The sequence below is a fragment of the Micromonospora sp. NPDC002389 genome (assembly GCF_040296095.1).
Taxonomy (GTDB): domain Bacteria; phylum Actinomycetota; class Actinomycetes; order Mycobacteriales; family Micromonosporaceae; genus Micromonospora.
Genome location: NZ_JBEOWP010000023.1, coordinates 49,029 through 58,803, shown reverse-complemented (window position 1 = coordinate 58,803; position 9,775 = coordinate 49,029). Strand labels below are relative to the sequence as shown.

Here is a 9,775-nt window from a genome sequence, read left to right as displayed (position 1 = left end):
CATCTGTTGCGGCCGATCTATGCGCAGACTGCGGCGTATGGTCATTTCGGTCGGGAGTTGCCGGACCTGACGTGGGAGAACACGGACCGGGCCGCCGACCTCAAGTCGGCCGCAGGAGCCTGACCGGCGCGAGGAGTGACGACCGGCGGCCCGCTGACGGGTCGCCGGTCGCTCGCGTCTGCGTCGACGTGCCGCTGCCGCACCTGGACCGCCTCTTCGACTACCTGGTCCCGTCGGACCTCGCCGACGACGCGGTCCCCGGCGCCCGGGCGAAGGTCCGCTTCGCCGGTCAACTCGTCGACGGCTGGGTGCTGGAGCGGGTCGACCGCTCCGACCACCCGAAACCGCTGTACCTGACCAAGGTGGTCTCGCCGGTGCCGGTGCTGGCCCCCGAGGTGGCGCGACTGGCCCGGGCCGTCGCCGACCGGTACGCCGGCAGCCTCGCCGACGTGCTGCGCCTCGCCGTGCCACCCCGCCACGCCCGCGTGGAGAAGGAGACCCTCGCCCCGCCCGCCGAGCCGGTCACGGCTGCCGTGACGCCTCCACCCGCCGAGACTCCGACGGCCGGTGCGGCGGCGACGGCCGCCGAAGCCACCCCCGCCGCCGAAGCCACCCGCGCCGCCGAGGCGTCGCCGGGTGCCGAAGCGCCCGATCCGGGCGGGTGGCGGGACTATCCGGCCGGGCCTGCGCTGCTGCACGCCCTGGCCGAGGGGCGGGCCCCCCGGGCCGTGTGGTCGGCGTTGCCGGGGGAGGACTGGGCGGCCCGCTACGCCACCGCCGTCGCCGCCACCGTGGCCTCCGGACGGGGCGCGCTCGTGGTGGTCGCCGACGGCCGGGACCTGGACCGGCTCGACGCCGCGCTCACCGCCACGCTGGGTGCCGGGCGGCATGTGTGCCTCTCCGCCGCGTTGGGGCCGGCCCGCCGCTACCGGGCCTTCCTGGCCGCCCGCCGGTCCGACGCCCCGGTGGTGATCGGCACCCGGGCGGCCATGTTCGCCCCGGTGGCCCGGCTGGGCCTGGTGGCCATCTGGGACGACGGTGACGACCTGCACGCCGAGCCCCGGGCGCCGTACCCGCACGCCCGTGAGGTGCTGCTCACCCGGGCCCAGCTCGACGACGCGGCGGCGCTGGTGGGCGGCTTCGCGCGTACCGCCGAGGCGCAACTGCTGGTGGAGACCGGCTGGGCCAGGGAGGTGGTCGCGGACCGGGCGGTGCTGCGGGCGCGTACCCCGGCGGTGGCACCGACCGGCGACGACCCGCAGTTGGCCCGCGATCCGGGCGCCGCGACCGCGCGGCTGCCGAGCCTGGCCTGGACGGCCGCCCGGGAGGCGTTGCGGGCGGATCTGCCGGTGCTGGTGCAGGTGCCCCGACGGGGCTACCTGCCCTCGGTGGCCTGCCAGGACTGCCGGACCCCGGCCCGCTGCCCGCACTGCGCCGGACCGCTGGCGTTGTCCTCCGCCGGTCGGCCGCCGGCCTGCCGCTGGTGCGGCCGGGTCGCCGCCGCGTACGCCTGCCCGCACTGCGGGGGACGGCGGCTGCGCGCCTCGGTGACCGGTGCCCGGCGGACCGCCGAGGAGTTGGGTCGGGCCTTCCCGGGAGTGCCGGTGCGCACCTCCGGGCGCGAGGAGGTGTTGGCCGACGTGCCCGGCGGCGCCGGGCTGGTGATCGCCACGCCGGGCGCCGAGCCGGTCGCCGAGGGCGGCTACGGCGCGGTACTGCTGCTGGACACCTGGGCCATGCTCACCCGGGCCGACCTGCGGGCGGGGGAGGAGGCGCTGCGGCGCTGGGCGGCGGCGGCCGCGCTGGCCCGGCCGGCGGCGGCGGGCGGCCGGGTGGTGGTGGTCGCCGACGGCGCGCTGGCGCCGGTGCAGGCGTTGCTGCGCTGGGACCCGGGCTGGTTCGCCGCCCGGGAGTTGGCCGAGCGGCGGGAGCTGGGGTTCCCGCCCGCGGTGCGGATGGCCAGCGTGACCGGGCTGCCGGTGGCGGTGGCCGACCTGTTGGCCCAGGCGCGGCTGCCGGACGGGGCGGAACTGCTCGGCCCGGTGCCGGCCGACGGCGACCGGGAGCGGATGCTGGTCCGGGTGCCCCGGGCGCGGGCGGCGGCCATGGCCGAGGCGTTGCACGCGGCGGCGGGGTCGCGGACCGCGCGCAAGGCCGCCGAGCCGGTACGCCTCCAGGTCGACCCGCTCGCACTGTTCTGACGCCACACGGTGACACTGGGTGACCGTCGGTCGCGGCAGGTGACGTGATCCTCGCATTGGGTGCCGACGCGCCCGCCCCGAGTTGCGCGCTCGGGAGTCCCGTGGTCAAGGTGGTAGCATCGCCCGTCATGCCGGGGCGCACGACGAGTCCAGGTCGTGACGCGGCGTCAGGCACGTCGAGCCGGAGTTCTCGCGGGTGGGCGTGGTGGCGGCGGGACCGGGTCGGTCCGGCGCGATATCGATGACGATCCATTACAGCCGGTGATCAGGGGTGGACCAGTCGTGACCGTTCGTCAGTCGATCGTCTTCAACGGTGACCTCGGCAGCGGCAAGAGCACCGTGTCGGTGGTGATCGCCGAGCGGCTCGGCCTACGCCGGGTCAGCGTCGGTGACCTGTACCGGCAGATGGCCCAGGAGCGCCAGATGACCGCGCTCCAGCTCAACCTGCACGCCGAACTCGACCAGGCGGTCGACGGCTACGTCGACCAGCTCCAGCGCGACATCGCCGCCTCCGGCGAGAGTCTGGTGATGGACTCCCGGCTGGCCTGGCACTTCTTCACCGACGCGCTCAAGGTGCACATGATCACCGAGCCGGGTGAGGCGGCCCGCCGGGTGCTGCTGCGGCCCTCCGGCCCGGCGGAGAGCTACACCTCCATGGAGGAGGCAAAGGTCAAGCTGCGGGAACGCAGCGAGAGCGAGCGCAACCGGTTCGTCGTCCGCTACGGCGTGGACAAGGCCCGGCTGCGCAACTACGACCTGGTCTGCGACACCACCCGGGCCTCCGCCGACGAGGTGATCGAGCGGATCGTCGACGCGTACGAGGGCCGACTCGCGCCGGCGGTGCTGCGCGCCGCGCCGCCGCTGCTGCTGCTCGACCCGGCCCGGGTCTATCCGACCGAGGACGTCACGGAGCTGCGCGGGCTCTGGGACTCCACGGTCGTCGACGAGGTCGTGGCCGCCGGTGAGACCGCCCTGGAGCCGCTGGAGATCGGCTACACCGGTGAGTACTTCTTCGTGGTGAACGGGCACCGTCGCCTCAGCGCCGCGTTGCGCGGCGGGTTCCGGCTGGTGCCCGGCCGGCTGGTCGCCGAGGTCGACGAGCCCGTGGTCGGTGGGATGAGCGCGGTCGACTACTTCGCCGCGCAGGCCCGGCCCAGCCTGATCCACGACTGGGAGGCCGCCCACGACATCCACCTGCCGCTGCCGGAGCACGCGCTGCTCGGCGGGGACGCGGTGCTGGCGGGGGAGTCCGGCACCGCGGTGTGAACCGCCGCCGTGGCGGCGCGGGCATGATGGAACCTCCCGACCCCGAGGAGGCCGCCATGGACGCCGCCGGCACGCTCGCGCTACTCATGTCGCCCACCGGGCGGGTCGATCCCTATCCGGCGTACGAGCGGATGCGCGCCTTCGGGCACGTCGTCCCGGCCGGTCCGGGGCTGTTCGTGGTGACCGGGTACGCCGAGGCCGACGAGCTGCTCCGGGACTCGCGTTTCCAGGTGCTCGACGGCGAGCTGCGGGACCAGGTCCTGCCGCAGTGGCGGGAGAGCCCGGCGCTGTCGTCGATCGCCCGGTCGATGCTGCGGACCAACCCGCCGGACCACAGCCGGATGCGGCGGCTGGCGGCGGGCGCGTTCACCCCGCGCCGGATCGCGGGTATGCGGGACGTGGTGGCCGCCCAGGCCGACGAGCTGATCACGGCGATGGCGGCGGCCGGCCGGGACGGCGCACCCGTCGACTTCATGGCCGAGTTCGCCTACCCGCTGCCGGTCGCGGTGATCTGCGAGCTGCTCGGCGTACCGGCCGCCGACCGCCCGCTGTTCCGGCGCTGGGCGGCCGACCTGACCGGGGTCCTGGAACCCGAGATCACCCCGGCGGAACTGGCCGTGGCCGACGCCGGCGCCACCGAGCTGCGCGACTACTTCACCGAGCTGGTGGCGGCCCGCCGCCGAGCGCCGGCCGACGACCTGACCACCGCGCTGGTGCAGGCACACGACGCCGGTGACCGGCTCTCCGGCGAGGAGCTGCTGGCCAACCTGGTGGTGCTGCTCGTGGCGGGCTTCGAGACCACCACCAACCTGCTCGGCAACGGCCTGGCGGTGCTGCTGGCGCACCGGCGGGAGGCCGACGTGCTGCGCCGCCACCCGGAGCACGCCCCGGCCTACGTCGACGAGCTGCTCCGCTTCGACTCGCCGGTGCAGTTGACCACCCGCACCAGCACCGCGTCCGTACGCCTCGGTGGTGTCGAGGTGCCCGCCGGAAGCTGGACGTTGGTGCTGCTCGGCGCGGCCAACCGCGACCCCCGGCGGTACCCGGAGCCGGCGCGGTTCGACCCGTGGCGGGCCCAGCTCGGCCCGCTCTCCTTCGGGGCCGGTCCGCACTACTGCCTCGGCGCCGGTCTGGCCCGGCTGGAGGCGCAGGTGGCCTTCCCCGCCGTGCTGCGGCGGCTGCCCGAGTTGGCCCCCGCCGGTACGCCCCGGCACCGCACCCGGTTGACTCTGCGCGGGTACGACACCCTGCCGGTCACCGTCGCCTGAGCTGGCGTCGCACGCCGATCGTGGTGCGCCGACCGGTACCTCTGCGGGTACTCCGTAGACTGGTACGGCACTCCCGTCCCACCGTTAAGGAGCCGACCCGCGTGACCGTTCAGCCCATCCGTCTGTTCGGGGACCCGGTGCTGCGCACGCCGGCCGATCCGGTGGTCGACTTCGACGTCGAGCTGCGTACGCTCATCGCCGACCTGACCGACACCATGCGTGAGCAGAGCGGTGCCGGCCTGGCCGCGCCGCAGCTCGGAGTGGGCCTGCGGGTGTTCACCTTCGACGTTGACGACGTGCTCGGCCACCTGGTCAACCCGGTGCTGGAGTTCCCCGACGAGGAGGAGCAGGACGGCCCGGAGGGCTGCCTGTCCATCCCCGGGCTGTACTTCGACACCAAGCGGCGGCAGAACGTGATCGCCAAGGGCTTCAACGGCCACGGCGACCCGATGCAGATCGTCGGGACCGGCCTGATGTCGCGCTGCGTGCAGCACGAGACCGACCACCTGGACGGGGTGCTCTTCATCGACCGGCTGGACCAGACCGGCCGCAAGGAGGCGATGAAGGCGATCCGGCAGGCCGAGTGGTACGACGCCGCCGCCCCGCCCACGGTGAAGCTGAGCCCGCACACCGCCGGCAGCCCCTTCGGTCTGGGGCGGTGAGTCGATGCGCGTGATCTTCGCCGGTACGCCGGCCGTCGCCGTCCCCGCCCTGGCCGCCGTGGCCGCCTCGCGGCACGAGCTGGTGGCCGTGGTCACCCGCCCGGACGCCCCGGCCGGACGCGGTCGTGGCCTGCAACGCTCACCGGTCGGCGCCTGGGCCGACGAGCACGGCGTCGAGGTGCTGACCCCGGCCCGTCCCCGGGAGCCGGAGTTCCTGGACCGACTCCGCGAGCTGGCGCCGGACTGCGTGCCGGTGGTCGCCTACGGCGCGCTGGTGCCCCCGGTGGCGCTGGAGATCCCCCGGCACGGCTGGGTGAACCTGCACTTCTCGCTGCTGCCGGCCTGGCGGGGTGCCGCGCCGGTGCAGCACTCCGTGCTGCACGGCGACGAGCTGACCGGCGCCAGCGTCTTCCAGTTGGAGGAGGGGCTGGACACCGGGCCGGTGTACGGCACCCTGACCGACGAGATCCGACCCGCCGACACCTCCGGCGACCTGCTGACGCGGCTGGCCGACAGCGGCTCCGGGCTGTTGGTGGCGGTGCTGGACGCGCTGGAGGACGGCACCGCCCGGGCCGAGCCGCAGCCGGCCGACGGCGTCTCGCTGGCCCCGAAGCTGACCGTCGAGGACGCCCGGGTGCGCTGGGCCGACCCGGCCTTCGCGGTGGACCGCCGGATCCGCGCCTGCACCCCGGCGCCCGGCCCGTGGACGACCTTCCGGGACGAGCGGGTGAAGCTCGGCCCGGTCACCCCGGCACCCGACGGGCCCGACCTCAAGCCCGGTGAGCTGCTGGTGGAGAAGGCGCGGGTGCTGGCCGGCACGGCCACCGTCCCGGTCCGTCTGGGCGAGGTGCGGGCGGCCGGCAAGCGGGCCATGCCGGCGACCGACTGGGCACGGGGTGTCCGGGTCGCCACCGGGGAGGAGTTCGCGTGAGGGAGACCACCGCCCGTCGGGGGCCCGAGCGCCGTGGTCCCCGCAGCGGGCGCAACGCCGCGGACCGGCCCCGCCACGCCGCGTACGAGGCGGTCGCGGCGGTGCACCGGGACGACGCGTACGCCAATCTGGTGCTGCCGGCGATCCTGCGCGACGAGGGACTGTTCGGCCGGGACGCCGCCTTCGCCACCGAGCTGACCTACGGCACGTTGCGGCACGTCGGCACGCTCGACGCGATCCTCACCGCCGCCGCCGGCCGGGACGTGCAGCGGATCGATCCGCCGGTCCGGGATGCGTTGCGGATCGGCGCCTACCAACTCCTGCACACCCGGGTGCCCGCGCACGCGGCGGTGTCGTCCACCGTCGACCTGGTCCGGGTGGTCGGCCCGGGGGCCACCGGCTTCGCCAACGCGGTGCTGCGCGAGGTCGCCGAGCGCGACAGCGACGCCTGGGTGGCCCGGCTGGCGCCGCCGCTGGAGACCGACCCGATCGGTCATCTCGCGCTCGCCTACAGCCATCCACAGTGGATCGTCCGGGCGTTCTCCGAGGCGCTCGGCGGCGACCTCGGCGAGACCACCCGGCTGCTGATCGAGGACAACGAGCGTCCGCCGGTGCACCTGTGCGCGCGGCCGGGCCGGGCCGACCCGGTCGACCTCGCCGACGAGGTCGGTGGCGCGCCGGGCGCCTTCTCGCCGTACGCGGTCTATCTCGGCGGCGGTGCCCCCGGTGACCTGGCGGCGGTGGCCGACGGCCGGGCGCACGTCCAGGACGAGGGGTCGCAGTTGGTCGCCGACGCCCTCGCCGCCGCGCCGCTGGACGGGCCGGACGGCCGTTGGCTCGACCTGTGCGCCGGTCCCGGCGGCAAGTCGGGGCTGCTCGGCGCGCTCGCCGCGCAGCGGGACGCACGGGTGACCGCGGTAGAGGTGGCCGAGCACCGGGCCCGGCTGGTCGAGAACGCGACCCGGGGGCTGCCGGTGACCGTGCTGAACACCGACGGCCGGCTGGTGGGCAGCGAGCCGAAGCTGCCGGAGGAGCACTTCGACCGGGTGCTGGTCGACGCGCCCTGCACCGGCCTGGGCTCGTTGCGTCGCCGTCCGGAGTCGCGGTGGCGTCGTCAGCCCTCCGACCTGCCGGCCCTGACCCGGTTGCAGCGCGAACTGCTCACCGCCGGGCTCCGGGCGGTCCGGCCCGGCGGGGTGGTGGCGTACGTGACCTGCTCGCCGCACGTGGTGGAGACGCACGTGACGGTCACCGAGGCGGCTCGCCGCTGCGGCGCGCCGGTGGACTTCGTGGACGCTCGGCCGTTGCTGCCGGCCGGCATGCCCGGGCTCGGCGACGGGCCGACCGTGCAACTGTGGCCGCACCGGCACGGCACCGACGCGATGTTCCTGGCCCTGCTGCGCCGCACCGCCTGAACCGTCCGCACCGCCCCCGGCCGCCCGGGGGCGGTGGTGCCCCGCCGGTCAGCCGATCGGCAGGGCCCGGGTGCCGCCGCCCTTGAGCGACGTGGTCAGGGTGCGGTCGTTGAGCCACAGGAAGCACTGCACCCCACGCTCGCCGTTGCGCCAGTCCGCTTCCGAGGGGTGGTAATAGACCGTGCCGGCGCGGTACTTCATGTTGCCGTCGTCGGGCACCTTGGCGAACTTCGCGATCAGGCTGAGGCAGCCGCGGTGCGCCCGCGCGGTGTCCTTCTCGAACGCCGCGTAGCTGGTGGCCGGGGACTTCCACACCCCGACGAACTCGGCGCGGTGCCGGGCGCTGCACTTCACGGCCACCATCTCGGTGACCTCGTCACCCTTGGTCTTGGCCTCGAAGCAGCGGTGCCGCAGCGGCGACGACCCGTCCAGCGTGCCGGCCAGGCTGGCGGTGCGGCGGACCGGGTTGGGGGTGTCCAGGGCATCTGTCTCGTGCGCGTCGCAGCGGAACCAGCGGGCCCCGCCGGTCCAGGCCCGGGGCGACGGGAAGACGACGGTCCAGCCGATCCGGGCGGTCCGCCAGTCACCACCCAGCACGCCGCGTACGGCCCGGTCGCACTCGCGGTACGCGGTGCGCATCGCCCGGCTGCCCGCCTCGGGCGGGGTCGTCCCGGCCGCCTCGGTCAGCCGGCCCACGTGCAGCGTCTCGGACCGGTGCGGCTGTGCGCAGTCCACCGGCGCGTACCCGCTGAGGTATCCGACGTCCTGCGGCTGGGTGTGGCAGGTCTGCGCCGCCGGGGTGAACACCTCCGGCGCGGCCATCACCGGCCAGTCGTCGACCAGGTCACCGTCGATGCCGGCCGGTCTGGTGCTGCACGCGGTCAGCGCCAGCGTCACCGCGCCCAGCGCGACCCCGATCCACCACCGTCGCATCCCCCGTCGACCTCCTGCCGGGCGTGACCGTGGACACGGCACGCCACGGTGCGGCAGCATACGGCACCGGGGTCAGGTGACGGGTAGTCCCTGCGGGCCGACACCGCGCATCGAGCCGGTCAGCTTGCGGTCGTCGCTCCACAGGAAACACCGCACTCCCCGGTCGCCCTCCTCCCACTCGCGCTGCGACGGCGGATAGAAGATCGAGCCGGCCCGGTACGGCAGGTCGGCGTTGTTCGGCACGTCGGCGAAGGAGGCGATCAGCTCCATGCACCGCTGGTGCGCCTGGGCGGAGGAGGCGACGAACTTCTCCCAGCTCATGTCCTGCTCGACGTAGACACCGACGAACTCGGCGCGGTGCGGTTCGGTGCAGAGCACCGGCGCCATGTAGTTGAGGTTGTCGCCGATCAGCTTCGGGTCGAAGCAGCGGTGCACCAGCGGCGAGTCGCCGATCAGGGCGCCGCGCAGACTGCCGGTGCGGTTGACCGCGCGGGTGTTGTCGATGCTGTCGGTCTCGCTCAGGTCGCAGCGGAACCACCGGGCGCCGCCGTTCCAGGCGGAGACCGAGGGCAGCGCGATGTTCATCGTCAGCCGTGCGGTGTGCCAGTCGCCGCCGAGCACCAGGCGGGCGCGCTGGTCGCACTCGGCGCGTGCGGTCCGCAGCGCCGCCGACCCGGGTTCCGGCCGCCGTCCCTGCGCCGCCGACCCGGTGAACGTGCCCACGTGGACCGCCTCGGCGAGGTGGTTGCGGGCGCAGTCCACCGTCTCGTACGTGCTCGCCTGCACGATCGGGGTGATCCGGGGCAGACAGGCGTCGGTGGCCGGGACGAACATCGTCGGCGCCCGCAGGGCGGGCCAACCGTTGGTGATGTCGCCGTCCGTGCCGCCCGGCCGCACACAGCCGCTGAGCACCATCGCAGCCGCGCCGGCCAGCGCCAGCGCCGCGAGCCACCGTCGCATCGTCCGCCCTTTCCGGGAACCGTCGCCCGGCTGTCGGCTCCCGTGCCCACCGGCCTGCACGTTACCGTCACCGTCCCCGATGGAGTGTTGCCGCGATTCGGACTTATGGCCAGTCGAGTTCACGCTTCGTCCGGATCGA

Annotated in this window: 7 protein-coding genes and 2 pseudogenes; 7 read left to right on the top strand and 2 right to left on the bottom strand. The window is 74.9% G+C overall.

From position 1 onward, the window contains the following. The 7 genes and pseudogenes from ABT008_RS28580 to ABT008_RS28550 all read left to right on the top strand — a co-directional run. Window positions 1–123: pseudogene (locus ABT008_RS28580) on the top strand (methionine adenosyltransferase); the annotation flags it as partial. 65 nt (window positions 124–188) lie between these two features. Next, window positions 189–2,201 (top strand): primosomal protein N', encoded by a 2,013-nt coding sequence (locus ABT008_RS28575; RefSeq protein WP_350700131.1) that lies wholly within the window; start codon window positions 189–191, stop codon window positions 2,199–2,201. A gap of 282 nt (window positions 2,202–2,483) precedes the next feature. Next, window positions 2,484–3,467 carry an AAA family ATPase gene (locus ABT008_RS28570; RefSeq protein ID WP_350700130.1) on the top strand — a complete coding sequence of 328 codons (984 nt, stop codon included), beginning with the start codon at window positions 2,484–2,486 and terminating at the stop codon, window positions 3,465–3,467. A 56-nt stretch (window positions 3,468–3,523) separates the two neighbouring features. Further along, window positions 3,524–4,793 (top strand): annotated as a pseudogene (locus tag ABT008_RS28565) (cytochrome P450). 43 nt (window positions 4,794–4,836) lie between these two features. Then, window positions 4,837–5,397 (top strand): peptide deformylase, encoded by a 561-nt coding sequence (gene def, locus ABT008_RS28560; RefSeq protein WP_350700129.1) that lies wholly within the window; start codon window positions 4,837–4,839, stop codon window positions 5,395–5,397. A 4-nt stretch (window positions 5,398–5,401) separates the two neighbouring features. Beyond that, the gene (gene fmt / locus ABT008_RS28555; RefSeq protein WP_350700128.1) at window positions 5,402–6,328 is read left to right on the top strand and encodes a methionyl-tRNA formyltransferase; all 927 of its coding nucleotides are present in this window, start codon (window positions 5,402–5,404) and stop codon (window positions 6,326–6,328) included. Further along, on the top strand, window positions 6,283–7,743 hold the full coding sequence (locus tag ABT008_RS28550; RefSeq protein WP_502890515.1) for an RsmB/NOP family class I SAM-dependent RNA methyltransferase: 1,461 nt from the start codon (window positions 6,283–6,285) through the stop codon (window positions 7,741–7,743). The genes fmt and ABT008_RS28550 overlap by 46 nt, the downstream gene beginning before the upstream one ends. Window positions 7,744–7,791: 48 nt before the next feature. Here ABT008_RS28550 and ABT008_RS28545 read toward each other — a convergent pair whose 3' ends face one another. Together ABT008_RS28545 and ABT008_RS28540 are read right to left on the bottom strand one after the other, a co-directional pair. After that, entirely contained in the window at window positions 7,792–8,676 is an 885-nt protein-coding gene (locus tag ABT008_RS28545; RefSeq protein WP_350700124.1) for a septum formation family protein, read from the bottom strand. Window positions 8,677–8,748: 72 nt separating this feature from the next. Then, window positions 8,749–9,636 carry a septum formation family protein gene (locus ABT008_RS28540; protein ID WP_350700122.1) on the bottom strand — a complete coding sequence of 296 codons (888 nt, stop codon included), beginning with the start codon at window positions 9,634–9,636 and terminating at the stop codon, window positions 8,749–8,751. Between the last annotated feature and the right edge of the window lie 139 nt (window positions 9,637–9,775).

Bases quoted from the DNA above. Each gene is read 5' to 3' on its own strand.
- ABT008_RS28545 (WP_350700124.1), bottom strand. From the start codon at position 8,676: ATGCGACGGTGGTGGATCGGGGTCGCGCTGGGCGCGGTGACGCTGGCG.
- ABT008_RS28540 (WP_350700122.1), bottom strand. From the start codon at position 9,636: ATGCGACGGTGGCTCGCGGCGCTGGCGCTGGCCGGCGCGGCTGCGATG.
- fmt (WP_350700128.1), top strand. From the start codon at position 5,402: ATGCGCGTGATCTTCGCCGGTACGCCGGCCGTCGCCGTCCCCGCCCTG.